This is a genomic window from Flavonifractor sp. An92 (genome assembly GCF_002159175.1).
GTDB lineage: Bacteria > Bacillota > Clostridia > Oscillospirales > Oscillospiraceae > Pseudoflavonifractor_A.
Window position 1 is genome coordinate 148,968 of sequence record NZ_NFGZ01000005.1, and the last position, 25,526, is coordinate 174,493.

Below are 25,526 nucleotides of genomic sequence, written 5' to 3' on the forward strand. Positions count from 1 at the left end.
TAAGGGGCCACGCCCCATAAGTCCCGGCCGTGGCAGGCGTCTTTGTCTGCCGCGGCCTTTTTTATGGAGGAATACGATGGAAGAGCAATCCAAAACCCTTGCCGTGTCGGTACGAGCAAAGGAGTTCGTTTCATATCACTGCAGTTGCTGCGGTCATTGCTGCCGTCATATTGAAAATTGCGTCATGGTTGAGAGCCTGGATGCCTACCGGATGGCTAAGCACCTGCGTAACCAGCATTGCGGTATCAGCAGCACGGACGATGTGCTGCTCCGATACTGCGAACCCATGCCGCTTACCGATGAAGGTTATCCCATTTATGTACTCAAAACGGTCGGCGCAGATGCCACTTGTATTTTTCTGCGCGAAAACCAGTGCAGCATCTATGCTGCCCGCCCTCGAACCTGCCGCCTTTACCCGTTCTCGGTGGGGCCTGGTGAGCGTGGACGGGATTTTGAATACTGCCTGTGCTTTGATGATAATCAGCAGCATCACTTCAACGGCGGAAAGGTATTGGTCAAAGACTGGCTGTACCACAACTTTCCCAAAGAGGACAAGGAATTTTTGAAGCAACAGTATCTGGTCATCCCAGAGATTGGCCGGCTGATGCACCGTATGCCGGAAGAAATGCGCCAAGCAGCTGTATTCAAGATATTGTTCTATCACTACTATCATTTTGAGCTGGATCAGCCATTCCTGCCTCAGTACGAGCAGAACAACCGCAGCTTGCTGAACGAGCTTCGCAAATTGGCTCCTTCAGAGTGAGGTGGTACCCGTGATTTATGTGCTGGAGCATCTCTCGTCACAGAACGGTAACGGTCAACCGTGCCATCAATGGTTGCAATATGCCGTCTGCGGAAAGCATGAAATTTTGCAAAAGATCTGCCGAAGCCAGCGTCACCCGGAAGAATGGCGTGTGACACCACTGGCTGTAAGCACAGCAGAGAAAAGGAGCGTTGCATGAGTACCAATCAATATCAGGAGATGCGTAATCGCCAACAGGCGGAAATCAACGCATTCCCTATGTTCTTTGCGTTCAACAAACAACAGTTTGCCGAAGGGATGCGCACACTGGGCCTCTCTCTTTCGGACACCTGCCAGATGTGCAGCATTTTCGGTGGCGGCTACTGCCGCAAAAGCGATGCTGCCAAGCTGGATGAAATGCTTGCCCGACATCGCAAAGAGCTGGAAGATGCTATTTCCTCGGATAAAACGGGGAAAGGCTTTATATTCGATATGTTCCTACAGGAATTGGAGAATCACGAGTATAGTTACACCGGCGATGTGCAGGAAGAATTGGATGCTTTGGGTATTACGCCCCAGTATATGGAGGCTATGCCACAGTTGATGACAGGCCTCTCTCTGGCCTGCAATAAGGCTATGCAGCACGACTGTTTTGGCTGATTTTCAGTATCTATTATGGATGGTCTATGACCTTATCAGAGGTCTCAATCAGTAACCACCGCAGCTTTTGTACCGTCGGTGGTTCTTTCATTGACAGGAGGTACCAACCTTTGAATTTCCACGAAACGATATACGGTCACCGCTTTTTTGAGGCCCAGCTGCCCAATCTTATCAAGGCGATGGAACGAATTGCTGACGGACTTGCGCATCTTGAGGCGGGTTCGCCGCAGAGTGCAGCTCCTACATCCAATTTTCTGCACGACCTCTACTACGGTGACTGTGAGCCGAGCGTGTTCAAAACGCAGAGCAGTGAGCAGAAAAAAATGGACAAGTCGGTTTCCGCTGCCGAAGCAGCCCTGCGAAACATCCTGCAGAAATCCCCGTCAGCCATAAAAGCGTTCGAGGCCTATCAGATCGCTGTTGGTGAGCAACACGGCGCCGTTACTGAACAAGCGTTTGAATCCGGTTTTCAGACTGCCTTTCAGATGCTATTGGCTGGTCTTCCGCTGCCTGAAGGCACGCATGATGACGAGTTTCCTCTCACTCTGCAGGAACTCAGAAAAATGAACGGCCAACGAGTGTTCTGTCTCGAAACAAATGAGGAAGTCCAGGTCGTGGCCTACAAAAAGGGATTTATCCGAGTAACCAATGACAAAGAGAACCTCCCTATCCATGGCTTGACTTTATATCGTCGTCGGCCAAGCTGGTGTGAATAGAACCAATGCCTCAATCAAGGAGAATACGGCATGAATATTTGCGAAGATAAAATCAAAGTGTTTCTTGAGCGGCTTTTACCCCTTCATGAATCGGAACAACAGATTCTCTGCCCAAGGTGCGGCCACAATGAGTTATATACCGGCAATTACTTTTTTCTGAACCCGCTGATCCGATACGCTCATGTTTATATCTGTGAAAAGTGCTGGATGGATGAAGCGTTGCGGGAAATAGACCGCCAACCAATTCCTCTCAGGATATGGAGTGCGGCACTTCCCCTGGTTTTAAGCGGAGAGTTACCGTCATCTATGAATCCAACAGCTGAGGAACCACATCCATGAAGTATGAGAACTATAGACTGCCCGGTGGAAAAACCCTCTCTGAAGCTACATTCGAGGATATCCGCTGGCAATATGGAGTGTTCCGCTGTAACAGCACCGGTGCTGGCCGAGATAAAAAATATACTCCTTGGCGGGCTGTCAAAACCAAATTAGGTGAGATCGAAGAATGTGACTGGTGCAAGCTGGTGGAGGCTGTCATCGAGCGGGAAAATGAGGTTCCGTTGCTGAATGCGCTTATCCAATGGTGCAATGAGCACAACTATGTCTCAGCATCTGTGTCTGAAATGCGGAAGGAGGCGCTCCAGCTTCATGCTTCCCGGATCTTCGACAATCCTCAATGGATCGGTTTTATCTCCTTTAACGCAAAATATCGGCCAGAAATACTGAACACTGCCAACATCGTTTTTGTTCGCATGGCGTGCTGCCCCGAAGCCGGCACAGTCACCCAAGAACAAATTGACCGCGCTTGCAGCGGCCAGATTTCTTGCCCACACTGTGGGCGTTGGAACAGCTTCACGATTTTGGAGCGAGGATCTGTCCCTGGTACTTATCCTTTCGATTCAGAGCACACCCGCGTGGAGCACATGGAGCATATGACAAAGAAGGAGGCTGACACAAATGATGCAGATTCCCCTTGGGAAGAAGATGACGAACTTTAAGTGTAAACCGCCTGAGAATCGGCTGAACCTACCCGGCAGGGGTTCCGTCAAGCAGTCCTCTAAAATGCAGGCGTACCGCGCCTATGGTGCCGCCCATTTTTATGTTCAGGAACGGTGCCGCCACTTCCGGCGTGGATAGCCAAAATCAATCCAGGGGCAAGGATATACCCCTACCCTCTAAAGAAGGAGGTATGACCTACGATCTACCAAAATGAAAACGAAGAACTCTGGCACGAAGGCATCTGCTTCAAAATCGGTGCACGGGTCTTTGCCAACGATCAGAGCGAATACGAAGGACTCTTTGGAACCATCTTCGAGATCCGCACCGGAACCGACAAAGAAACTGAAAACGACACGCCGGATATTTACTGCAGGTTTGACCTGCCTGTTCTCTCCGCTGACCGCAAAGCTCTGGAACGGACTTTTTCTGAACTCTACCATGAGCCAAAGAGCGTGGAGGATCTGGGACTTGATTTTGTTATCATGTCACCGGAAATGTTGATTCCTTTGCCGGCTCCGAAACAGGATTATCCCCAAGCGACACTTTATATTGTGGCTTCCCACTGGGCCAGCGACGGAGAATATGGCTCTTATGAGATCCCATTCACCAGTCTGATCGATGCCCAGAGGCAGTTCCATGATGATCTCCGGGAGGAACAGGACGGCGGCAGCATTGATAGTTGGCGCCAAAAGTGTCAGTTTGTGGAGGAAGAGACGCAAAATAGCTATGAATGCTATCTGGACGGTGAGTATTGTGAAAACCACTTTTCCATTGAGCTGAAAAGTTTTTCGTTGCCGATGGCCCCCTGCTTTATGGAAAATGTGGCTGGTCTCTGGCAGGGAAAAAATATGCAAGAGGACTTCAGAGAGCAGGTTGAAGACTGGGAGGAATTTCAGGAGCTTACTGTATCCCAGCGTGAAAGATTGCTGGCCTCTCCGGATTTTCCCCGGCGCCTTCTTGCACAGTTAAGAAGCAGTTCTGCTTATCAGGAGGCCTATTGGGAAGCGGTGTCTGAAGTAGCGGCGGCGCTTTTGACGGAAATCAGCCGACAGCCTGATACTGATAAATGAATGGAGGGATATGTTTTTATGGACGAAATGGAAAAGGCTCTTCGTGAAGAATTGGAAAAGCATCTGGACACGCTCCGCCGCAATCTGGAGGTCGTGCCTATGGATGTGCTGAAAACCAAGTATAAGAAACCCTATCAGGAGTTGAAGGAAAGCATCTGCAAAGCCGCTACGGCGTACACCCGCCATGTGTCTCTCGGGGGTATTCGCATCAAACAAAAGTATGGAGATGAGGCAACGAGCTATGCCAACGAAGCGGTAAAAGACTCCCAATGTCTGAAGCGGATTTCCGAGGCTGCTTTTGAGCGGCAGGACATGAATGAGATCGCTGCTTTGGCGAAACAGCTGAGAGAGGAAATTCTTCAGGTCCTCCATGTTTTTTACCTGCAGCATATGTGCATTTATGTGTCCAAAGAATGCATGAGCGACCATCATCTGGCGCCGGAGGTCTATAACGACGCTACCGCACAGGTTTGGCGAAACGGAGAATGGCAGACTATGGAGGATACTTCCTGCGGTGCGTTGCTTCCCGTTGAGGTCATCTATGAGGTTCCTGGCCCTGTCGAGGCAGCCGCATGACAAAAAAGCAGAAATATCTGAACAGCGAGGCCCATGGCTATCTGTTGGAATCGGACGCCTATGCTCTTCTGATCAAAGAATTGGAGCGAGTTTGCACCAAGTTTCAGCGCCGCATAGACAAGGAAAATGCCGCACGGCAGGCTGATTTCGATGCCGCTATGGAGTACCACAGTGAAAATGAGATCCAGGATGCTTACGGCTGGGAGTTGATCACCGAAGCACAGTACCATGCATACATGGACCTGTTCCACCGCGGTCGGCAGGCTCTTGAGGAACACGCTCCCACCGTATCTGAGCTGGCGTTGTCCATCGCAAGGCGGGTCATCTATGATTTGGAGTCTGATCAGCGTGAGTTTGCCTTCTCTGCTCTCACACCAGAACAACAGACTGCCGAACTGCTGCGCGCAGAGAAAGCTCGCAAAGAGTGGAAAGAACATATTGCCCGGTTGAAAGAGCAGCAGGGGCGAATCGTCAAATGGGAAGACAGAGACAGTACATCAATATGGGAAGACAGAGACAGTACATCAATGTTGACTCTTTGACTATGAGAAAAAGACCCTTCTGGTTCATTCAGAGTAAGTGTCAAAAGCCCGGCAGATTGTTTTCTTGCAATCTGCCGGGCACTTTTATGGAGGGACAGTTTTATGATCATATACCATGATACATCTTATGTGAAACCGTCCAACGCAAAGTGGAGCGCAAAGGATATGCGATGGAGGACATCTATTCTCTGCGCCTGCAGTTCTTATATACGGAAGCGCAGCAGGAAGAAAACAGAATGGCTCATGCGGCCGGAATCAGGGATACCGTTCAGCTCCGGCAGGCCGCCGAACACAGAAACGCGGTTATGGCTCCGATCATGGCTGCCATTGCTCATAATTTCATTTGCTACGGCTACACAGAAGATGAGCCGGCACCCTACCTCAGCGATGGTTGGGAAGTCTATTTCTGGTGCAACGATTTCAGCAATACTGCACACGGCTGTGGACTCTCCCGCAGAGATTATTCTTACTTTACGCTGACTTTCAATGAACGGCAGACGGTTATTCAGCGCAGAGAGCTTTGTGAGCGGCTGCTGGAATTTCTGGATACGCATTTTAAAAACCATCCGAACCTGCATGTGGCGGTTCAGTATTCCACCTGGTATGACACCAAAAAAATTGAAAGGGACGCCCGAAAGATGCAGTATCTTCTGGATGGGCGCCGCCATACCTACGGTGGGAAAGAGGGGCGATTTTTCCTTGAAAACGGAGACTTGCTCTTCCGCCCCAAATACGCCAAACGAACTGTCTATCGTGTAGACCGGGCAGACATTCTCACAATCTGCTGGGAATTGGGACTAATGCCTGATAGTTGTAGCGAAGATAGTCATCCCACATCTGCGGAAACCGACTCTGCCACCACGCTTCTCCCCTATGAGAAGTATGGCTCTACCCACCAGATCCAGCTCGCAGTTACCTCCTATGTCGGCGGCAATCTTGCAATTCAAATGGTGGCCTGGGAGGACGGCTATCCCGAGCCGTGGGCATCTCTGACTGTCAATTTGGACGGCAAGCGTCAGAAAGACTGTGCATTCATTGACACCAACGGGGACCCCGACTTTCCTGTTTGGATCATCCGCAACGGGCTGGCAGTCCCTACTGGCATCCTACAGCGCAGCGGGTTCTGCGAGTACCCGGAATACCGTTTCCGAGCAGGCCGGCTGCAAGAGCTTGATCCGGATGGGTACGCCTCTTACCTTGCTTCACAGCAAAGCGGGAAAAGCGCATAAACAACAATGACGACGAGACTGCTCTCCCCTATCCTGCACTCTGGAGTCAGTCTTACAACACAACGACCGGTGGGTTGCTTTTTGCAGCCCACCGGTTTTGCTTGGAGGAAAGCAATGCAGCCAATACCATTCAAAATGAAAGGAACAGACTATGCCATAACCATTAAAGTTGCCACCTACTCGGAAGGCAACCTCGCTATCAAACTTTATCAAGAGAATTTCGGGCAGTTGATATTCTGGGACACTCTCACCACAAATCTGGGTGGTCTGCGGCCGAAGGACTGTGGTTTTGTCAACACAAAGACCACTGGCAAACGGTTTTATGCATGGATTAAGCGCAACGGACTAGGAGAACCAACAGGCCAAATTCGCTCTGAAAACGGAGTGGATAATGTGGAATATCTCTTTAATAGCAAGAAGCTTAAAAAGCTTGACCCTGACGGCTATACCTACTATTCCAGGCGATTGAAAGGAGAGCTTGGCCGCCAATATGAACGCTTGTATTTGGCACTTCGCCGGCTCGCAAATCATGTTCCTCACTTCCACTACACGGATTACAGCGGATGGCGAAAACTCCAAGGCTCTGATGATACGCTCCCATTATGGATTGAAGCCGAAGATCCGGCTCACTGCTTGCGGTATATTTTTGAGCAGCGCGGAATTATGCTGCGGACCACAATCATTAACTGCGAGACCCAAACTGTGCAACGCTATATTCACCGCCGCAAAGAAGATATGGCCACCAACCTGCTTTCGTTTTATCAAGGGGAACTTCCTGTATACCCGCCTTGGTCAGAAGATCGGCGGCGCCAGAGTGACACAAGACACGAAAATCCCCTTATCCAGACTTTCAAAGAAACCGCAGAAATCCGCCAGCAGGCAGGAAAGAAAAAGAAATCTCAAAAAAGGAGGACTTGACAATGAAACTGCTGCTCTACCCCAAGGGGCTGTTAGAAGCAGCCTGGCGCAAAGACAAAAAACTTTATGCGGACGGTGACGCCGCAGATCCGCCCAGATGTCTGCGGTGTGGCGCCCCGTTGGCTCCCCATTTGATGGTAAACGCCCTTAGCCGCTATGTGGATGTCCAGATCTGTGAGGCCTGCGGGATGGACGAAGCTCTCCGAGATGCAGCGCATATTCCCTTGCCTCTTGAAGAATGGGACGCGATTAAGCAGGGGCGGCTGTTGAGGCCCAAAAAAAGTCGTGACTGCTATCTGAAGACCACCTGCAGCTTCGATCAAGTGTTCCAGCACACCTATACTCCCCCCATGCAGGCCACCAAGCGACCTGTCAGCGAGGCGGCTTACTCCCGCTCCGATTATGACGGGTGCCGGTGGTGGACAACCTGGCATGATGAGCGTGAGAAAAAACCAGCTCCGGAGCTGGTAAAAGAAATCGACGAGTTCCAGAGTGCCCTGTTCAAACTGCCGGCCTTCAAAACGCTGGATACCATGCGGCGGTTCTGCAGGTACGCACAGTCTACCAACGAGGCAACGGAATTCAACCTGTATTCCGAGACCGATCATCTGTATATCTGGATTCGTTTGATCACCCGGTTTCGGGATTACAATGTCTATGTTCACTATTACGATAAGGCTGCTGTTGAAGTCAAGCAATGAGGCTGAGCCCCTATGGATCACCTTTCTTATGTACTCTGGAGCCTATCTAATAAACTGTCGGCTAGGTCAGCTGTAGCCGCAGACTTTTTTGATGATAGTTAGGCTGGGATTTCAGCACGATTTCTAAGCTCCAACGGAGATTAGGCACCGACATTATCGAAGTAATGCGGGGGCACGGCTGCAAATTTGTTATCCCTGACTCCTGCCCAAAATAAAGCAAGCGCACAGCGGGTCTCCTTCCGCTGTGCGCTTCTTTCATTCCTCGCGCCGTCAATGTGGCTCCGGCATATGGGGTTCCTTCTGCTACTTTCAGTATTTCTCCAACGTCCGTACCGATTTCCCAAGGCTTCCCACACTGTAGTCAACCGGCTCATCACAAACCACGCCCAGCATAATGCGCTCTAAATGCTCAAATTCTGAAAATTGATCCAGAGATGCCATCACAAAAGAGTCTCGGACATAGCCGGCATTAGCTGCCATCAACTCTTGATCCACATAATATCCGTGATACTCCACAAAGAAGTTGATCATCATTGCGACAGTCCGTGTATTGCCCTTTCGAAAGGGATGCACTTGCCAGATCACCGGGAAGAGTCTGGTTATTTGATGAACAAATTGTTCTCGACCAATGCCCTCCCAGTGAGCATTTTTCAGCCACTGAAAAGCATCATTCAGATCTTCTTCTATTCTATCTTTATTGCTGTACCAGACACTCCGGCCTGCCAGCAGCTTCTCTTTCTTTTCGATATTGATAATGCGATACTGGCCAGCCCATTCATAAATGTCACCAAACGGGAACCGATGGATTTCCCGCAGTCCATCTGGTGAAAAATTCTGAAATCCCTTTTCATGCAAAAGCATTATATTTACTCTGGACTGCTCAGCCTCGATGCGATCCAGGATTTTCTCATTTTTGATGTCCAGTTTGTTTTTCAAAACAAGAGATTCTTCATACAGATATGGGTCAACCATGGCTCTGGTGCTCCTGTTCCGCGATCCGGCGATGATTCGCCAGAAGTGCTTGCTTCATCTGTTTGCCTGTCAACTCGCCGTGGGCCCAGCTTACAGACAATGACTGTGCATAGCTGGAAATTGGCGCGCCTCCAATAGCGGTAATAGCATCAGCAGCGTTGACCGCTGCAATTTGTTTCTTTTCCAATGGGCTCATGCCGGCTCCACCTCCTTAATTAAGCCCAGTATAGCACAGGGCAGATCCTGTTGCCAATAGGCCAGTAAAATACAGGTTTTTATAAATTAGCAGCATGCCTCAATGGTTTCTGATTGGTAACTAATTTATATTTAGAACATTCTTTCCCCACAGGTCGAACCTGGCAGGGCACAACACACTACTGTTTAGTTGTATATAGCTTCCCAGTGAAATTATATCTCAACTATTTTAAGCTCACGAGAAAGACCCTGAGACAATGCGCTCTCAGAGCCTTCCTCATAAACTCAAATCCGGAACAGTTTGATAGCCCGCATCAGCGTGATACACAACTCCTGGTACAGATCCTCGTCCAACCTGCCATCAAGCACAGCATTTTTGAGCAGCATAGGTTGGTACATGAGCAAAATGCTTGTGATTGCCTCATGGTCTCCGTCCTTGGCTCGCCGCAGCATCTGTTCAAATGTCACAATTATTCACTCCCTTGATGCTCCTCTTCAGCTTTTGAATGGCTCGGTAGTATACCGCGGCCGTTCCTTTATACGATAATCCCAGATGCGCGCCGATCACATCGAAAGAGCGTTCATCCAACACGCGGGAAAGGAGCACATACCGCTCACGCTCATCCAGCCTTTTCAATGCGTTCAGAAGATCACTGCTCTCGATCTGCTCCCAGAGAGGCAGTCGCTCTATCAGTTCCTGCTCCAGCGACTGGCCCACAGCGCAAAACACTTCCGAAAGTATCTCGTTTTCACCATATTTGCAAAGAGCTCTCAGATAGTCCCGCTGTGTGCGCCTAACCGCCTGGATTAAGTAACCTGTAAATCTGATTTGCAGTTCTTCCCTTGCTTGTCCATTATTTCGTTGCCACATGACCTTTTCCTCCAAATCATTCAAGAAGTCCAACAGGTTTCTTGAACTTTCGGAGGAGACCGGCATCGAACTAACGGGCGTGTGTGTTTGTTACATAAACAAACACAGACAACCGCACACCGCAAAAGTGAACGGTCGGCCGTGTAAAACACATAAAGAAGTCCGTCACGACTTCCGCCGCCCACAGGAGGAGGCTTGTCGCTCGATTTGCGATGTTCCGCCTGCTCCTGTGAAAAGGGCGGCGGAAAAACCGTATTGTAAAGTAAGCTGTGTGTCGAAATGTAAGCAGATGGACGAACCTCTTTATGTGCATGATCCATCTTTCTCTCATGCACCTTTGGCTCCCTGCCATCTGAACCACACTCTGCACACGAGCCCGCAACTATCAAGACTAGGTAGAGGGCCTGCCAACGCTTTGGGTTCAGTATCGTTCTAAAAATATTGTCGTTTTTTGTCGTCTGTAAACAAAGAGGCGGCCTCATTCATCTGCGAATAAGGCCGCCAAAAGCAATTTGAAATTTCTTTTGCCTTTCTGATTTTTAGTTTTCATATTCATTTCTCCATTTCTTTGAGTGCAGTTTATACCGATCCAACTAAAATCTCATTTTCATTGTAGTCGACAAAGCTGTCTGAATTCTGACTAAATTACCATTTTATTGCACTCTCTATAGAGTAAGAAAGTGCAGCCCCGCTGATGGACAAGAGCCGCACTTTCTTAGGTTACTTTTTTTCTAACAAAGTCGTCCGCAATCAACTGCGTAAGACTGCTGCGCAATGGAAAGCGTCGATGTGCGATGGGAAACCAGGATCACGGTTCGGTCATCCTGTTCCTCACGCAAAGCTCGTAAAATAATTCCTTCATTGAGGCTGTCCAAGTTGCTGGTGGGTTCGTCCAACAACAAAAAGGGCGCCTCATGAAGAAAGGCTCGGGCCAGGCCGATCCGCTGTCGTTCACCGCCAGAGAGGGTATCGCCCAGCTCGCCCACCGGCGTATCATAGCCCTGGGGCAATGTGAGAATAAAGTCGTGGAGGGCTGCCTTGCGGGCTGCCGCTTCGATCTCCGCCTGAGTGGCATCCAGTTTTCCGATGCGGATGTTGTCCGCAATGCTGTCATGAAAGAGGTCGGTGTCCTGGATCATATAGCTTTCCAAATGCCGCAGGTGATGGGTGGGGATATTACCCACATCGGTGTCTGAGATCAAAACACTTCCCGCCGGCGCAGACCAGAAGCGCATCAGCAGTTTGAGCAGGGTGGATTTCCCGGAACCGCTCTTCCCTGTGACGGCAATGATCTTTCCCTTGGGAAACTGAGCGGAGAGATCGTGAAGGATCTCCTCAGAGCCATAGGAAAATGTGAGACGCTTTACCTCCGCCCCGGAGAAGTCCGGGCATTGGCCGGTCAGCACCTCCTCCGTCTCCGGCTTTTCTTCCAGAAGCGCCAGCACTCGTTCCCCGGAAGCCAGCGTCTGATCCATGGTGGCGGAGAGATTTGCCAGCGCCAGTACAGGTCCAAAGGATGACGAGAGCATTACTGTGGTCAACAGAAGTACGGGGAACGATACATTCAACACCATTCCCACACCCAGCATCGCCAAAGTCAGCCCCATGACCGCCCCGCCGGACCAGGAGGACGCCGCCGCCTCATGCCGCTTGAGCTGCTTTTGCAGCCGGTTGAGCCGCTCTGTTTTCCGCTCCATTTCACGTGCCCTGGCTCCATCCTGTCCGTACTGAAGACTCTCGCGCAGACCACGCAGACTTTCCAGCACATAGCTGTTCAGCTCACCCAGCTGATTTCGAACCTCCATGCCCTGCCTCCGTCCGATACGGGAGGTAGCTAAGGGGATAACACAGCCCACCAGCAGATAGGAGATGCCAGCCAGCAGGCCCAGCAAAGGATGGAAGCTGCCGATCAAAACCGTCATGGAAAGAGAGACCAGCACGGCAATACAGACGGGGGCAATGGTATGGGCGTAAAAGACCTCCAGAAGCTCAATATCACTGGTGATCAGAGAGATCAGGTCACCCCGTCCCTTGCCCTCCAGCTTTGCCGGAGTCAGACGCCGCAGGGCGGCAAACACCTTGTCCCGGATGACCGCCAGCAGTTTGAATGCGATGTAGTGTCCGCAGGTCTGTTCTCCATAACGAAGCAATGCCCGGGCCACGGCGCACACAGCCATAATCGCGCCACCGGCAGCAAAGGTGAGGCTCCAGGGGGAAAGTTCCATGGCAGTGAGCAGCAGATTCACCGCCAGAACCGTGATGGCAATGGCGCAGAAAAAACCAAGTGTACCAAGGGCAATACAGAACACCATGATATGGGCCAGAGGCCGCAGCAGACCCAGCAGACCCCACATGATCTTTATGCCGTTTCTTCGCATTCCTCCCCCTCCTTTCCACCCGGATGCTCCAGTTCCTGCTGTGCCCGGAACAGGGCGGCATAGCCTCCGCCCATCCTCATCAGTGCGTTATGGGACCCGCTTTCACACAGCCGGCCATGTTCCAGATACAAGATCTTATCTGCGTCCGTCACATTGGCAAGCCGGTGAGAGATGACCAGAACTGTGTGCCGCCCTTTGAGGGAACGGATCACACCCATGATGTCCTCTTCGCTCTCTGCGTCAATGTTACTTGTGGCTTCATCAAAGATATAAATCGGGCTGTCCTTGAGTAAAGCGCGGGCCAAAGCAAGACGCTGCCGCTGCCCGCCCGAGAGGTTGGACGCCCGTTCCATCAGGGGCATATCCAGACCGCCCTGGGACTGCACGAAATCCAGCAAATTGACCCGGCGCAGCACCTCCTGCAGCGCCGACTCGTCGGCGTCCGGCCGTCCTTCCAGGAGCGTACTGCGTACCGAACCGCCAAAGATATAGCTATTAAAGGACACCACTGTGATCAGGCTTCGCAGGCTCTCCGCGGATCCCTCCCGCAGTTCGGTACCGCCGATTTGAAGACTGCCCCGGTAATGGGTCTGTGCGCCGCTGATGACAGCGGCAAGCGTAGACTTTCCACAGCCGCTCCGGCCGGACACGGCGAAAAAGCCGCCCTGAGGGATGGTGCATTCCAGCCCCGAAAGGGCATCCTTCCTGCCGTCATAGGAGAACGAGAGTTCCTGAATTGAGATGGGGCCGTTCTCCAGCGTTTTACCCCCTTCCTCCGGTTCCGTCAGATCCAGAAGACGAAACATCCGCTCGCTGGCAGCCATGCCGTTCATGGCCACATGAAAAAAACTGCCCAGCGCCCGCATGGCAAGGAAGAATTCGCTGGCCAGCAGGATCATGGCTACGGCTCCGGCAAAAGAGACCTGACCCAGCAGGAATGCACGCCCCGAAAGAATACTTCCCAGGGCTGTCCCGCCATAGGCCACCAGATCCATGATGGTTACGGAATTGAGCTGCATGGTTAGCACCTTCATGGTAACCTTGCGGAAATGTTCCGCTTCCTCATTCATCGCCTTATGCCGGGCCTGGTCCGCGCCATAAACCTTCAAAGTGGTCAGCCCCTGAATATTCTCCAGAAAACTGTCCCCCAGATTGGCATAGGCGTCCCAATATTTCCTCAACAGGCGCTTTGCCACTCGCTGGACGGCAATGATAGCCGCAGGAATCAAAGGCACACAGAGAAACAAGACCGCCGCCGTCAGAGGCGAGAGGGGTAGGAACACGATTAGAAGCGTTAGGGGTGCCAACATTGCATAAAAAAACTGGGGCAGATAATTTCCAAAGTAGGTCTCCAGCTGTTCCACGCCTTCACCCGCCAGCTGAACTGCTTCCGCTGTTGGGAATCGGTCTGTGTAGCTGCTGCCCAGCCTGCGCAGCTTATCATAAATGGCCGGGCGAAGCCTGGCCTTGACGCAGGCCGACGCCTGGTGGGTGTATCCGGCCGACAGGCGGGTGAGGAAAAAGCGGATCACGATGCATCCCCCGGCGACAAGAAACGCAGTCCCGGTGTCCTCCGGCCCTTGCTCCAGAACCTGTTCCAGCGTCCTGGCCACGGTGAACCAGAGAAGGATACCTGCCAGCAGCGAGACCCAACTGGCCACCACTTTTTTGAAAATAAACGGTTTCACCTCGGGTACCATGGCAATGAGACGCTTATTGATCATCATATCATGTCACCTCACCGGACTTACCGTGCTTGGACGGGCAGGTCTTGATAATAAAGCAAAAGGCAATGACGTGGGCAATCCAAACCACAGCAAGGCAGATCCGACCAACAAGAACGTTCTGCATGGCGATAAAAGCAATTGCCATAATGACGGTCACGGTGCCCATGATGCGCAGCTTTGCTTTCCAGGTCATTCCCTGGCCCCGAACAAATGTCTCCAGATTATTTTTGTAAAGCTTAGTCCCCTTAAACCAAGTGTTCAGCCGCTCCGAACTTCTGGCAAAGCAAAAAGTGGATACCAGTAAGAAGGGGGTGGTGGGCAGGACAGGAATCACAAGCCCTACGGCGCCCAGACCAAGGGCCAAAAAGCCCAGAATAATAAGCATGATTTTCATGAAATTGATTCCCCTCGCTACACTGCCATGACACACAGCCGGCCATCCGCCCGGATCACCGGCAAATCAATGCCATACAGAGTTTGAATACTCTCGGAGGTAATGACCTCTTCCGGAGGCCCCTGAATGGATACCTGACCGTCCAGCAGTCCGATCACCTCGTCCGAATAGGACAGCGCCTGGTTGATATCGTGGAGTACCATTACAATGGTGATCCCTTCCTCTTTGTTCAGCCGCTCCACCAGGCGCAGAATCTCTACCTGATAGCGGACATCCAGAAAAGTAGTGGGCTCGTCCAGGAATAGCAGCTTCGTATTCTGTGCCAGCGCCATGGCAATAAAAGCCCGCTGCCGCTGACCACCGGACAGTGCGCCCACCCGTCGGTCCCGAAGCTCCGTCAGGTCGGTAAGCGCCAGAGCCCGTTCTACCTGCGTCTGATTCTCCTGGTCCAGCCCTGCCTTAAAAATCGAGCTGTACGGCAGGCGGCCATAGGCCACCAGCCGCTCCACAGTCAGATCATCGGGCGCTGTGTTCTTTTGGTGGACGATGGCGGCTCTCCTGGCAAATTCTTTGAGGGAGATGGCGGAAAGCTCCGCTTGATCGAAACGAATTGTCCCGCTGTCCGGCTTCAGATTTTTTGTGAGGATCTGGAGCAGGGTGGATTTTCCGCAGCCGTTGGCTCCCATCAGCGTGGTGATGGCTCCGCTCCGGATGGTCAGGGACAAGTCCCGCAGAACGGGCGGATCGTTGTCATAATGAAAGGTAAGATGCTCAACGCTTACCATGCCGGTCACCTCGCTTCAACAGGATGATAAAGAACGGGCCGCCCACGATGCTCATAATGACGGAGGCAGCGATTTCATTGGGCGGCGCAATGCACCGGCCCACGGTATCCGCCAGCAGCAGCACAAAGCCGCCCAGCAAGATACAGAAGGGCACCAGAATACGGTGGTCGGAGCCTACGATCCGCCGGGCCATATGGGGCACGATCAGGGCCAAAAAGCCAACCACACCAATCACAGCGGTGACGCCGGAAACCAGCAGCACCGCCGCCACAGAGATCACAAAGCGGACCAGATCCACATTGACCCCCAGACCACGAACCGTTTTGTCGTCCAACGCCAGCAGATTGCAGACAGGCGACAGCACCAGCGCCAGGACCAGTCCGACAATGGAATACACCGCCATCATTGCAACATCCGACCATACCAGCTGGGCAAGTCCACTGACGGACACGGACACACCGGTGCGGTCCGTCAGCCCACCCAGCACCGACTCCAGTCCGGTGAACACCGCCGCCACGGCAATGCCGATGAGGATGATGCGCACCGGATCCAGGCTCCCCTTCCAGGAGAGAGAGTAGATCAGCACAAAGGCAAGAAGCCCGCCGAGAAAAGCGAAGAGGGGCACAGAGAAATAGAGGACGGGAAAAAGGTCCGAGATGACGGATGCTGCCAGAGATGCGCCGCCGGAAATACCGATGATTCCCGGGTCAGCCAGAGGGTTCTTCAGCACCGCCTGGAACAGCAAACCGGAGCAGGACAGGGCCGCACCTCCCAGCAAGGCTACGATGATCCGGGGAAACCGCAGGTCATAGATCGTGGCCACCCGTTTGTCATAGGTCACGAACAGCCCCTCAAAGAGCTCCCGGTAGGAAATGGAGATACTGCCCATCTTCATAGCAATCAGCGCAAGGATAAAAATCAGCAGCGCCAGAACCAGGCAGCCCACAAGGCCCTTCAGGGCATCCTTATGTACCGCTTTCCGCATAAGCCGCCTCCGCATCATAGGCTTCATAGGTACCGTCATAGAGGATCTCCTTCAGGATCTCCAGGGCCTCCGGCCAGTCAAAGGTACAGCTCATGCCGAAGGTGTTGTAGTCCAGCTGATAGACCCTCCCCTCCTGCACGGCCCGGAAATGTTTCCAGATGTCGTTGGTGGTAAATTCCTCCGCAAACATTTCCATGGCCAGATCAGGAAGGCCGTGGGCAGTCAGCAGGATCACATCGGGATCCAGTTCCAAAAGCTCCTCCGTGTTCCAGGAGACAAAATTCATCTCATCTTCCACCTGAACCACGCTGGTGGCGCCGGCCAACTCCACCAAAGAGCCCACATAGGAGTTAGGGGTACACTCGATATAGGCCCCGGGCAGCCCCATCAGTACCAGCACCGTGGGATGCTCCTTCCCGGCGATGGATGACTCGAACTCTGCCATGGTCTCTTCGTATTCTGAGATCAGGGCCTCAGCCTCAACTTCTTTTCCGTACTTTTCTCCAAGCATGGCAATGCTGTCGTACATACCCTGAACACTTTGCAGATCGATCCAGGTGTAGGGAACGCCGGCCGCCTGGTAGGTCGGCTCAATATTTTCTTTCAGTGTATCCGGCCCAATCACATCCGTGGGATCCAGAAGGGCAATCTGTTCTGCATCGGGAGCCATGGCAGTGCCGATTTCGGGCAGCCCCTGATAGCGCTCCGGCACCTCGCCGGTGGTGGTGGGGATGGCAACCAAGTCCAGCCCCAGCCAGTCGCAGATCTGGAGGGTGGCGTTGGAGGTGGCCACGATACGGCTCTCTCCAGCCGTCTCACCATTCCCGGTATTTGAGCTCTCCTCCGGGTGCTGGTCCACACAGGTTGTGAGAGAAAGCGCCATTGCACAGGCCAACCCGCCTGCCAACAGCCGATTCAAAAAACGGTGCTTCATCTTTATTTCTTCCTCTTTACAAAGTAAATCACTGCGCCCACAACGATAGCTGCCACGACCACGATTGCTGCAATCACTCCGCCGGACACGCCCGCAGAAGCCGACTCCTGCTCAACGGTGCTGCCGGTCTCAGCGTTATTCTGCTCAGGAGTCTGACTGCTCTCCGAGTCCTTTTCAGTTGTATCGGGTGTTTCTGGGGTTTCAGTGGGCTCCACCATATCTGTCTCCTCCGGAAGTGTGCTCTCCACAGGTTCCTCCGACTGCACAGGATCTGCGCTGTTTCCAGGTGTTTCCTCCGGTTCCTGAGCAGAGGGCACGGAAGGAGTCGTGGATGCCGCGGGGGTAGAAGGTGCCTGGGTGGAGGGAGCGGAAGTCCCGACGTTTTGCTCCGGTGCGGATGTCTCCGGCTCCGCACTGGGGTCGATGCTCACCACAAAGTCGCCGCTGCCGGCAGTCAAGGAAGCGGTGTCTACATATAAGTACCACAGCACATCACGCCCCATGGGAGAAACATACATGGTGCATTTCAGCTTTTGCCCCACATCACTGACCTTGATCCGATAATCAATCGAGTCATTCGCGGCATCTTCAGACATGATGTCATAACTGACCTGCGAGTAACTGTCATATCCACTGCGGGAATAGAGAGCAACATTACTACAGTTGCTCTGAAGCAACAAGCGGACAGTGATCCAAATATCATCGCCATCAACCTCGACAAGGCAGGTTTCATCGGTCGCTGAGCGACACATGCCCTCGCCCAGCGCAGCATTGGCAGTTCCACCATCATCCACATTTCCAGTATCCGGATTATAATAGGTGGTGACCATGCTGGCGGTATAGACACCGCTTTTGACCTCTGCTGCAGAAGCGCTGACGGACAACAAACCGGTCATCAGGCCCAGGCACAATACCAATGAGAATATCCTTCGTCTCAACATGTTCATAACTCCAATCATTGTGTTATACCATCGTGGAAGCGGATTCATTGCACAGCTTCAACTGATCCAGCAAAAACACTAAATCCGCCTCACTCTCCGGCATTCTGAAAACAGGAACTCGCGCTCTGACCCGGATGCGGAGCTTTGCAATGTGGCCATCCAGTCCGCTCTCACACACCAGTGCTTCTCCGGGGATCATACGGCTTCCGCTCTCTTCCTCCGGCGACTCATGCCATACTCCGGAAAGCGAATACCAGAGTCGCTCCAGCACACCTGTATGTCGGCGAGCTTTAACCGTTGATAGGCGGTACTGAAAGCTGCGCGGAAACAGGAATACCGAGCATCCGTCTTCCTGACAAACCAAGATGGCCGGTTTCCTAAATCCTTGATCACCCATGGACGGCTCATTGCTATCTTTTTTCCATACATGGAACGGAAGCTGATAGACGCCATATGTAAGGTGAGAAAAGAAATCATCCTGAACCAACGCCTGGGCTTGTCTGGGCTGCTCCCAATCTCTAATAATTGCCTCTACTGTTTCCGGCTTTAATGTAACTACCATGCGCCGTGCCTCGTGCTCAGCAAGATTCGGAGCAAGCCCTAATCCGGAGACCATCCAGGTTTCTAACTCTTTTGCACGATTCAGCTTTTCCATGATTTGAGCGTAGCCAAGTTCCGTAAGTTCGATTCTTCCATAATCACTCTTGCGGATCATGCCCAACTCTTCCAGCGCAGTGCTCAGATGGGAGGCGGTTGCCTTAGACACTCCAAACTCTTCTGATGCATTTGCGATACAACCTCCACTGCTACTGCGTACTGCAAACAAAAGCAAATATTCCTCTTGTCGATTTGTCATCTACAGTTCCTCCTATGTACGCAGACAGGGTGGGTGGCAGGAAGCTCTATTTCAGGCCTCCTGCCAACTCCCACCCGATCTTAGAAATCAGCCTGCGTAATCCAGGTAGCGGCAGAGCATGGTAGCAATCTGAGAGCGGCTGGCACCCACCTCAGGAGAGAGCGTGGTGGAGCTGGTACCGCTGATGATCCCAGCCGCATTGGCCCAAGCCATAGCATCCTTTGCCCAGGAGGCCACGGTGCTGACATCCGTATACTTGGACAGATCCGCTCCGGAACCAGGAGTCTTGCTCAGCTTATAGAAGTTATACAGCATAGTGGCAAACTCTTGACGGCTCACAGCCTGATCAGGGTAGAAAGTCTTGTAGCCGCCAATAATGCCGTTGTTATAGCCCCAGGCGCAGGCAATCTCATACCAGGAGCCCACAGCCACATTCTCCATGGAGTCCGGCAGCGTGGTGGCAGGAGAACCCGCCATGCGGTAGAGGACCGTAATCACCATCCCGGCCGTCATGGAGGTGTCAGGGCTGAAGGTGGTAGAACTGGTCCCGCTGAACAATCCCTGGTTCGTGGCGCGGATGATATACTCCTCCGCCCAATGACCGGAAATATCAGTAAAGGCAGAAGCAACATCCGTGGTAGGCGTGTCATCGCCATTCCCGGTGTCAGGCTTGACCGTAATTTCCATCTTGGTGCCGCCGAAAATGGCAAAGAGTCCAATCTTTGTGGTCATGATCTCATAACCCTCGTCACCTTCCGTACCCCGGAGGACGGTTTTGGTGCCGGTATCATTGATGCGGTACATAGAACTCACATCACTGTACGGGAAATACAGGGTGACCGCACCGAACGGATCAGTCTGGGTGCCGTTTTCGGTCACCAGAGAAACTTTATAAAGGGTGAAGCTGCCGGAGACGCCGGTGAGGGCTTTCTTAGCAAGGGTATAATCCGAACCGGAGGTCACCTGCTCCACCTTGAACTGGGTCGTAGTGGCCACCTTGGTGCTGTCAGTCACCAGGCGGACGCCGGTGGCAGCATCCGTGCGGTCCACATTTTCAACCTCGCCGCTGCTCATGGTATTGTCCGGCTGGATCTGGGTCAGAGAGGTGGTGGACACCTGATCCCAGTCGATGCGCAGGCGGGCATCCAGATACCCCTCCCCTACTACCTCATCCATGGGGGTATAGGGAACCATCATATGCAGGGAGATATATTCCACGCCCTCGCCGGTGATGTAGTCCGGCAGCTCAATCTCAAAGCTGCTGAGATAAGTGACGGTATGGTCGGTGCCGTCATATTTGGTCCCGGTCTGGACCGTTCCGGTAGAGAGGATCTCCACATCCTCATAGTTACCCTTGCCGGTGGTATCGTACTGCGCCTTGGTGATGGCGGACTGATAGCCGCTGACACTGACAGGATTGGTGGCAATCTGAAGTGTGTTTTCCTCGGGGTTATAAAGTGCTTTGCTGTTATTGTCGGTAGCCACGTTGCCCATAGACGCCTGGTTGCGGGTGGCATGCCAGAGATCCACTTCCACCAGCTTGTTGCTTTCCGCGGCAGCCGCGGGAACCACTGCCATACCAAGCGCCAGAGCCCCGGCCAGCAGAGAGCTCGTCAGCTTCTTAAGCCATGTCTGTTTCATTTCCATAATTCCTTTCTTTACAAAGTGTGGTCAAATAACCAGCTCAGGAACCGCCCTTATCGGGCAGCTCCCGTTGCTGAATTCAGCCAAACAGTTCGGCTTTCCGTGTCGTTATTTTGTCTTTGTGCCCTCCTCCTTCTGCTGCTCAGCGGGAACGGCGATCTTTTCCTCAAAGCGCATCAGGATCACCGCCACCTGAGAACGGGTGGCGCTGCCCTTCGGGGAGAGCGTGGTGCTGCCGGTCCCATGGACGATCCCATTCGCCGCCGCCCACTGCATGGCACGGATGGCATAGCCGGATACCTGATCGCTGTCCGTGTAGTCATTCAGCCCCTTAACCAGGCTGACATCGTATTTCATGTGCTGCGCATAGCGATAGAGCACCACAGCCAGCTGCTCCCGGCTGACGGGATCCGTGACGCCGAAAAGTCCGTTGCCATAGCCCCCGGCGATCCCGTTTTGTGTGGCCCAGAGCACGGCGTTGGTGTAGTAGGCATCAGGCGCAACGTCCGAGAATTTGCTGGTTCCTTCCACCGCGGGGGAACCGGCCAGACGATACAGGACCGTAACCAGCATGGACCGGCTCATGGTCAGATTCGGTTCAAAGGTAGTTTCAGAGGTGCCTGCGAACAGGCCCTTCTGAACCACATACTTTACGGCCTCATAGAACCAATCCTCTTCCTTGACATCCGTGAAGGGGTTTTCCCAGATCTGCTCCACGTCATAGGCGATCACAAACGTGCCAAACTCCCTGGTATCGAAGCTGACGGTCTTGTTTTTGACGTTGTAGGTACATTTGAGCCTCCGGATACCGCCTCCCGCGTCTACCAGCCAGACCACCAGGCCGTCCTTGACCTCGTCCTTCTTCAGCTGATACGGGAGGGTGACCTCCACGATCCCGTCGTCGAGCCCTGTGATCTGCCTGCTGCCTACCGTCAGCTCCAGCAGATAGCTCGGACGGTCTCCGACCGTCTTGCGCTGTTCGTCGGTGAGCTTGTCCTTCTTCCGCTCCTCCAGCACGAACCGCACGCGGCCATCCGTCTGCCCATAGATATCCTTCAGGGCGTCGGTGTCAAAGCAGGCGGTCAGGTCGCTGTCCTTGCCCCGGATCAGCAGCGTGTTGCCGTTGTCCGCCCATTTCCTCAACTCGCCCCGGGAGACATACGCGCCGGACTCCACGGTCTGCTCGGTGGCATGCTCGTCCTGGAAGCCCTCGCGGGCAGCCGCTCCGTCGTCCTTCAGGGCCCTGTCCCAGTACAGCTTGACCAGGGCGTCCTGATATTGGTCCGCCCCCATGGCGTCAACGGAAACCATGATGTAATACTGGGACTGAGGGGCGCCTTTCTGCCAAACTTCTACCTCCCTGGGGAAGGTGTCGATCTTGCCATACATGTCCTTATCCTGATAAGTTCGGACAACAGCAGCGCTGATGGGATTTGCACGATCTGTATCATTCGGATCGTAATACCACATCTTCAGCAGATGGCCGCGCAGGGGCGTCCCGCCCAGCTCCGTGCCGACACGGGCCTTCAGAAACATGGTGTAGGTGACGCCGGTATCCGTGACATCCGCCACCACCATGCTGCCGGTGGCATCATTGGCCATGGAATCGGCCTTTGGCTGATTGGCCTGTTTGATGACAACAGGCACACTGTAGACGCCTTTCTGGATGCCCACCTGCTCCATCAAATTGCCCTTGGAACTCAGGGCCCAAACGGAGAAGTGATCCGTGGTCCAGCTTGCCATCCCGTTGCTCACGGTCATGGTGGAGACATCCAGGAGTTTGCCGCCTTCCACGTAATAGGCATAGCCATACCGCGCGCTCCACGGCACAGAGATGGCGGCGGCCCCCTTCCCAAAGGCGATCCGCTTCCCCTGACTGGTCAATGTGAGATCATAGGCCGCGGCAAACGCGCTCCGGTCAAAGCTGGCGTCGGCAAAGGATGGGATCGGGATTTTATCAAACCTCAGCTCCACCGGCTGACCGCTCTCTGCCGATCCCATCGCCTGCAGCAGTGCGGCATTCAGCTTGATGTTGCCTGTACCAGTTTGGATGGTCACATCCTTTCCGGCATTCTTCAGAGCCGCCACCGTATCCGACGCAAACGAAATCGTAACGCCGCTGCTGGAGGAACCGCTTGCATCAATGACAATGGCATCCGCAACATCCACAGCATCGCTATTGGTCACAATGGTATCTCCGCTGATGGTGATGCTATCTCCGCTGATCTCGGGCTCAACAGCGGCGGCGCCGTCTGCCGCGACTTTCACGTTCACAGTTTTTGTCAGCGCATCACAGCCTTCCTTCGTGGCAGTGACCGTTACGGTAGTTTCGCCCTGAGCAACAGCAGTAACTGTGCCCGAATCGCTAACTGTTGCGATTCCAGTATCGCCGCTTTGATAGGAGAGCGTCCAACCGGTATCGCCGGTGACCTTGGCTCCGATGGACTGGGTTCCGGTCTTGAGCAGGGACATCTCATCTGCATCCACAGAGAGGGTCGCCTGAACCGAGACAGCTTTTAGCGTATGGTATTGCAACAGCATAATTACATTTTGATCACTGGCCATCGCGTCAACACTTACTCTGCCATAAATCTTGTTGTATCCATCAGTTGACCCGAAATAGGGCAATTCAAATGTTATTGTTCCGGGATACATTCCATCAGCATCGTATATGGGATCGTTCGTTCCGTCTTGATTGTAATAGTTGCTGTGTACAACATAGTTATCTTGAATGTAACTTTGATTAAAGCTCTTTGCCTCATCCGGAGTAGGTGCGTTATATACCCAGAATTTCAGCAAATGGCCATTGATTGGGCCAAGTTCCATCGGTTTGAAATTAACAGACAGTGTCTTTTTGCCATCCTCAATGGTTAGTGTGGCAGTTCTTTCCACTGCACCATTTGCCATCGAAAAGCTTCCGTCGTCTCTGCTGTGCATCATCTGTATTTCGATGGAATAGGTCCCATTGGCCAGATTGCTCAGATCCACAGTATCCACGCTCTCTTGCAGCGCCAAGGCGGCTGCACTAAGCTGTTGTTCCCTGTAATCAATTTCGTTTTGATTTGCATTCAAGTTCGCCGCAGTCTCATCTGTGCCGATCAAAGCGATTGCCGCCTCGTAGGCCTCGGTGAATGCGTTCCAGAGAACCGTGTCATAAGTGTTGTCCGCATTTCCAGCAACATAGAGATTCCGGGTTCCCTCGATAGCGGCATTCAAGGTTGCCAGATACTGGTATCCAAACGTTATGGTATCAATGATTTGATCCATTTCAGCGGTGTTCTTCAGCGTATAGTACTCCTCAAATCCCGCTTGATTAGACGCATCAACATCCAGCACCATACCTGTGGGATAAGTCATTACGGAGCTATTGGGTAAAACCGGCACATTGTCATAGCCCAAGAATGCTCCATCATCCATTTCGATCCTTATCACCTTAGTAACATCACTCAATTTGTAGTTCTTTGTACCTACCGCAACCTCTATTGCAGAAGCACCTGAAACAACCGAGCCGGCATAAAGATGAATTGCTGCATGGGGGGCGGGATTTTCTTCGTCATACCAAGACGGACCTACCATTTGAGAATCGACATAAATACCAATTCCACTGTCGGAAAGTATATGTGCGCCTTCATTTAAGTCAACAGCGTACTTTACCTTTTGATTCATCCCCAGATTTAAGGCCGTACCGCTCCCTGCAGAGATTGTACTGTCGGTCAGCTTAAGTATCGTTCCAACGTCTACAATTTCGTTTGCACCCCTGTAATACGAAACAGTACAACTCTCCGCAGAACCGTCATAGGTGTTGGCTATCACGCTTTCGTTCATGATAAGCTTGCCACTAAAGGTAAGCACCCGCTGTCCTTCTGTGTTCGCTTCTACCCTCGAATTATTCAGTTCCAGTGAATCGCAGTTTGTAGTTACAGCGCCATATACAACAGAATCATTCAGCTCGGCTGATACGCAGGAGTCACTTATGCTCAGGCAGCCCTTAACAGCCTTTGGTTGATCATAATTAGCATCTTTCACTACGGTGCCATTCATTTCAAAAGTGATGTCACCCGGTAGTTTTTCATATACGCTGTCACTGAATCCAGATCCAATTGCCAGGCCTGTAATCATTGAGGCAGAACCCGCTTTGGAAAGAATCATACCGCTGCGCTCTTCCGAGGAGTCGGTGAGCACAAAGTGAACCTCGCCTTCCACCAAAAGGCCGCCAGTAATTGATCCCACAATGCCAGAATACGCCGTCAACACGTAACCGTTCAAATCTAAGGTGCAGCTTTTTTGTATGACTGCCGCATAACCATATGCTTTCGTCGGCTGAATCGTTGTGTCTTGCAGAAGTGTGAGCGTAATATTGCTGCAATTGGCAAGCACATTTAAGGCAACGGTCGCATCTTCAAATTTCTCATAATAAACCGTTGTAATCTCTTCTTTACCGTTTTCCTGATAGGAGAGTTCAGTAGTAGCATCTTCGGGAACCGTGGGTTCAGGTGTTTCTCCTCCGCCATCAGTTTTTGTGGTAAACTCCACCGCCGCAAAACTGCAACCGGAGTAATCATTGGAGGTCGCCATGGCGTAGTAATCGCCGATCGCCGCATACACAACATACTCAGTCCCGGCCTCCAGATCGCTCACCGTCTTCGTCGCTTCTGTCTGTGCCGTAAAGGTCGGCGGCCCTGCCAAAAACT

The 25,526-nt window shown here is 52.6% G+C and carries 26 protein-coding genes; 11 read left to right on the plus strand and 15 right to left on the minus strand.

Translation table 11 applies throughout. The features are described 5' to 3' along the window. Positions 1-76 precede the first annotated feature (76 nt). The 5 genes from B5G43_RS05775 to B5G43_RS05795 all read left to right on the plus strand — a co-directional run bounded on the left by B5G43_RS05775 (position 77) and on the right by B5G43_RS05795 (position 3,116). The gene (locus tag B5G43_RS05775) at positions 77-763 is read left to right on the plus strand and encodes a YkgJ family cysteine cluster protein (protein WP_087259520.1); all 687 of its coding nucleotides are present in this window, start codon (positions 77-79) and stop codon (positions 761-763) included. 195 nt (positions 764-958) lie between these two features. After that, positions 959-1,402 (plus strand): hypothetical protein, encoded by a 444-nt coding sequence (locus B5G43_RS05780; protein WP_087259521.1) that lies wholly within the window; start codon positions 959-961, stop codon positions 1,400-1,402. Between the two features lie 110 nt (positions 1,403-1,512). Further along, entirely contained in the window at positions 1,513-2,118 is a 606-nt protein-coding gene (locus B5G43_RS05785) for a DUF6809 family protein (protein ID WP_242960472.1), read from the plus strand. A gap of 30 nt (positions 2,119-2,148) precedes the next feature. Next, on the plus strand, positions 2,149-2,457 hold the full coding sequence (locus B5G43_RS05790; protein WP_087259523.1) for a hypothetical protein: 309 nt from the start codon (positions 2,149-2,151) through the stop codon (positions 2,455-2,457). Further along, on the plus strand, positions 2,454-3,116 hold the full coding sequence (locus tag B5G43_RS05795; RefSeq protein ID WP_087259524.1) for a hypothetical protein: 663 nt from the start codon (positions 2,454-2,456) through the stop codon (positions 3,114-3,116). Before B5G43_RS05790 ends, B5G43_RS05795 begins: the two co-directional genes overlap by 4 nt. 177 nt (positions 3,117-3,293) lie before the next feature. On the opposite strand, the gene B5G43_RS17750 is transcribed toward B5G43_RS05795, so the two are convergent. Continuing rightward, positions 3,294-3,557 carry a hypothetical protein gene (locus tag B5G43_RS17750; RefSeq protein WP_242960473.1) on the minus strand — a complete coding sequence of 88 codons (264 nt, stop codon included), beginning with the start codon at positions 3,555-3,557 and terminating at the stop codon, positions 3,294-3,296. Between the two features lie 12 nt (positions 3,558-3,569). On the opposite strand from B5G43_RS17750, the gene B5G43_RS05800 reads away from it, so the two are divergent. The 6 genes from B5G43_RS05800 (at position 3,570) to B5G43_RS05825 (ending at position 8,153) form a co-directional block, all read left to right on the plus strand. Beyond that, the gene (locus tag B5G43_RS05800; RefSeq protein ID WP_242960474.1) at positions 3,570-4,187 is read left to right on the plus strand and encodes a hypothetical protein; all 618 of its coding nucleotides are present in this window, start codon (positions 3,570-3,572) and stop codon (positions 4,185-4,187) included. An 18-nt stretch (positions 4,188-4,205) separates the two neighbouring features. Beyond that, positions 4,206-4,763, plus strand: coding sequence for a hypothetical protein (locus tag B5G43_RS05805; RefSeq protein ID WP_040411874.1), 558 nt, complete (start codon positions 4,206-4,208; stop codon positions 4,761-4,763). Next, positions 4,760-5,305 (plus strand): adenylosuccinate lyase, encoded by a 546-nt coding sequence (locus B5G43_RS05810; RefSeq protein ID WP_087259526.1) that lies wholly within the window; start codon positions 4,760-4,762, stop codon positions 5,303-5,305. The genes B5G43_RS05805 and B5G43_RS05810 overlap by 4 nt, the downstream gene beginning before the upstream one ends. Positions 5,306-5,475: 170 nt before the next feature. Beyond that, positions 5,476-6,534, plus strand: a complete 1,059-nt coding sequence (locus tag B5G43_RS05815; RefSeq protein WP_242960475.1) for a DUF4313 domain-containing protein — start codon at positions 5,476-5,478, stop codon at positions 6,532-6,534. A gap of 6 nt (positions 6,535-6,540) precedes the next feature. Then, positions 6,541-7,452, plus strand: a complete 912-nt coding sequence (locus B5G43_RS05820; protein WP_242960476.1) for a DUF4313 domain-containing protein — start codon at positions 6,541-6,543, stop codon at positions 7,450-7,452. A gap of 2 nt (positions 7,453-7,454) precedes the next feature. Beyond that, positions 7,455-8,153: a hypothetical protein gene (locus B5G43_RS05825; protein WP_204244532.1), complete on the plus strand. Its 699-nt coding sequence runs from the start codon at positions 7,455-7,457 to the stop codon at positions 8,151-8,153. A 309-nt stretch (positions 8,154-8,462) separates the two neighbouring features. Here the strand turns inward: B5G43_RS05825 and B5G43_RS05830 are convergent, their stop codons facing one another. The 14 genes from B5G43_RS05830 to B5G43_RS05895 form a co-directional block, all read right to left on the minus strand. Beyond that, positions 8,463-9,125, minus strand: coding sequence for a Fic family protein (locus tag B5G43_RS05830; RefSeq protein ID WP_087259528.1), 663 nt, complete (start codon positions 9,123-9,125; stop codon positions 8,463-8,465). Beyond that, positions 9,118-9,321 (minus strand): antitoxin VbhA family protein, encoded by a 204-nt coding sequence (locus tag B5G43_RS05835; RefSeq protein WP_087259529.1) that lies wholly within the window; start codon positions 9,319-9,321, stop codon positions 9,118-9,120. Before B5G43_RS05835 ends, B5G43_RS05830 begins: the two co-directional genes overlap by 8 nt. Positions 9,322-9,605: 284 nt before the next feature. Next, positions 9,606-9,788 (minus strand): helix-turn-helix domain-containing protein, encoded by a 183-nt coding sequence (locus tag B5G43_RS05840; protein ID WP_087259530.1) that lies wholly within the window; start codon positions 9,786-9,788, stop codon positions 9,606-9,608. Continuing rightward, positions 9,778-10,191, minus strand: coding sequence for a sigma-70 family RNA polymerase sigma factor (locus tag B5G43_RS05845; RefSeq protein WP_242960477.1), 414 nt, complete (start codon positions 10,189-10,191; stop codon positions 9,778-9,780). Before B5G43_RS05845 ends, B5G43_RS05840 begins: the two co-directional genes overlap by 11 nt. Positions 10,192-10,922: 731 nt before the next feature. Then, positions 10,923-12,569: a thiol reductant ABC exporter subunit CydC gene (gene cydC, locus B5G43_RS05850; RefSeq protein WP_087259532.1), complete on the minus strand. Its 1,647-nt coding sequence runs from the start codon at positions 12,567-12,569 to the stop codon at positions 10,923-10,925. Next, entirely contained in the window at positions 12,551-14,296 is a 1,746-nt protein-coding gene (locus B5G43_RS05855; RefSeq protein ID WP_206405007.1) for an ABC transporter ATP-binding protein/permease, read from the minus strand. The genes cydC and B5G43_RS05855 overlap by 19 nt, the downstream gene beginning before the upstream one ends. A 1-nt stretch (position 14,297) precedes the next feature. Next, positions 14,298-14,690: a YbaN family protein gene (locus B5G43_RS05860; protein WP_204244530.1), complete on the minus strand. Its 393-nt coding sequence runs from the start codon at positions 14,688-14,690 to the stop codon at positions 14,298-14,300. A gap of 17 nt (positions 14,691-14,707) precedes the next feature. Next, positions 14,708-15,475 (minus strand): ABC transporter ATP-binding protein, encoded by a 768-nt coding sequence (locus tag B5G43_RS05865; protein ID WP_087259533.1) that lies wholly within the window; start codon positions 15,473-15,475, stop codon positions 14,708-14,710. After that, positions 15,462-16,460, minus strand: a complete 999-nt coding sequence (locus B5G43_RS05870) for an iron ABC transporter permease (RefSeq protein WP_087259534.1) — start codon at positions 16,458-16,460, stop codon at positions 15,462-15,464. Before B5G43_RS05870 ends, B5G43_RS05865 begins: the two co-directional genes overlap by 14 nt. Next, positions 16,441-17,394, minus strand: a complete 954-nt coding sequence (gene isdE / locus B5G43_RS05875; RefSeq protein WP_087259535.1) for a heme ABC transporter substrate-binding protein IsdE — start codon at positions 17,392-17,394, stop codon at positions 16,441-16,443. The genes B5G43_RS05870 and isdE overlap by 20 nt, the downstream gene beginning before the upstream one ends. A gap of 2 nt (positions 17,395-17,396) precedes the next feature. Beyond that, complete coding sequence (locus B5G43_RS05880; protein ID WP_158097366.1) at positions 17,397-18,290, minus strand: heme-binding Shp domain-containing protein; 894 nt, start codon at positions 18,288-18,290, stop codon at positions 17,397-17,399. A 67-nt stretch (positions 18,291-18,357) separates the two neighbouring features. Further along, entirely contained in the window at positions 18,358-19,191 is an 834-nt protein-coding gene (locus B5G43_RS05885; RefSeq protein WP_087259537.1) for a hypothetical protein, read from the minus strand. Between the two features lie 87 nt (positions 19,192-19,278). Next, a complete protein-coding gene (locus tag B5G43_RS05890; RefSeq protein ID WP_158097367.1) occupies positions 19,279-20,832 on the minus strand; it encodes an S-layer homology domain-containing protein in 1,554 nt (517 codons plus the stop codon). A 111-nt stretch (positions 20,833-20,943) separates the two neighbouring features. After that, entirely contained in the window at positions 20,944-25,473 is a 4,530-nt protein-coding gene (locus B5G43_RS05895; RefSeq protein ID WP_140397560.1) for an S-layer homology domain-containing protein, read from the minus strand. Between the last annotated feature and the right edge of the window lie 53 nt (positions 25,474-25,526).

Bases quoted from the DNA above. Each gene is read 5' to 3' on its own strand.
- B5G43_RS05835 (WP_087259529.1), bottom strand. From the start codon at position 9,321: ATGAGCCCATTGGAAAAGAAACAAATTGCAGCGGTCAACGCTGCTGAT.
- B5G43_RS05885 (WP_087259537.1), bottom strand. From the start codon at position 19,191: ATGACAAATCGACAAGAGGAATATTTGCTTTTGTTTGCAGTACGCAGT.
- B5G43_RS05830 (WP_087259528.1), bottom strand. From the start codon at position 9,125: ATGGTTGACCCATATCTGTATGAAGAATCTCTTGTTTTGAAAAACAAA.
- B5G43_RS05790 (WP_087259523.1), top strand. From the start codon at position 2,149: ATGAATATTTGCGAAGATAAAATCAAAGTGTTTCTTGAGCGGCTTTTA.
- B5G43_RS05860 (WP_204244530.1), bottom strand. From the start codon at position 14,690: ATGAAAATCATGCTTATTATTCTGGGCTTTTTGGCCCTTGGTCTGGGC.
- B5G43_RS05780 (WP_087259521.1), top strand. From the start codon at position 959: ATGAGTACCAATCAATATCAGGAGATGCGTAATCGCCAACAGGCGGAA.
- B5G43_RS05870 (WP_087259534.1), bottom strand. From the start codon at position 16,460: ATGCGGAAAGCGGTACATAAGGATGCCCTGAAGGGCCTTGTGGGCTGC.
- B5G43_RS05865 (WP_087259533.1), bottom strand. From the start codon at position 15,475: ATGGTAAGCGTTGAGCATCTTACCTTTCATTATGACAACGATCCGCCC.
- B5G43_RS05795 (WP_087259524.1), top strand. From the start codon at position 2,454: ATGAAGTATGAGAACTATAGACTGCCCGGTGGAAAAACCCTCTCTGAA.
- B5G43_RS17750 (WP_242960473.1), bottom strand. From the start codon at position 3,557: ATGGTAGAGTTCAGAAAAAGTCCGTTCCAGAGCTTTGCGGTCAGCGGA.
- B5G43_RS05775 (WP_087259520.1), top strand. From the start codon at position 77: ATGGAAGAGCAATCCAAAACCCTTGCCGTGTCGGTACGAGCAAAGGAG.
- isdE (WP_087259535.1), bottom strand. From the start codon at position 17,394: ATGAAGCACCGTTTTTTGAATCGGCTGTTGGCAGGCGGGTTGGCCTGT.
- cydC (WP_087259532.1), bottom strand. From the start codon at position 12,569: ATGCGAAGAAACGGCATAAAGATCATGTGGGGTCTGCTGGGTCTGCTG.
- B5G43_RS05845 (WP_242960477.1), bottom strand. From the start codon at position 10,191: ATGTGGCAACGAAATAATGGACAAGCAAGGGAAGAACTGCAAATCAGA.
- B5G43_RS05810 (WP_087259526.1), top strand. From the start codon at position 4,760: ATGACAAAAAAGCAGAAATATCTGAACAGCGAGGCCCATGGCTATCTG.
- B5G43_RS05820 (WP_242960476.1), top strand. From the start codon at position 6,541: ATGACGACGAGACTGCTCTCCCCTATCCTGCACTCTGGAGTCAGTCTT.
- B5G43_RS05890 (WP_158097367.1), bottom strand. From the start codon at position 20,832: ATGAAACAGACATGGCTTAAGAAGCTGACGAGCTCTCTGCTGGCCGGG.
- B5G43_RS05880 (WP_158097366.1), bottom strand. From the start codon at position 18,290: ATGACCGGTTTGTTGTCCGTCAGCGCTTCTGCAGCAGAGGTCAAAAGC.
- B5G43_RS05855 (WP_206405007.1), bottom strand. From the start codon at position 14,296: ATGATGATCAATAAGCGTCTCATTGCCATGGTACCCGAGGTGAAACCG.
- B5G43_RS05805 (WP_040411874.1), top strand. From the start codon at position 4,206: ATGGACGAAATGGAAAAGGCTCTTCGTGAAGAATTGGAAAAGCATCTG.
- B5G43_RS05825 (WP_204244532.1), top strand. From the start codon at position 7,455: ATGAAACTGCTGCTCTACCCCAAGGGGCTGTTAGAAGCAGCCTGGCGC.
- B5G43_RS05815 (WP_242960475.1), top strand. From the start codon at position 5,476: ATGGAGGACATCTATTCTCTGCGCCTGCAGTTCTTATATACGGAAGCG.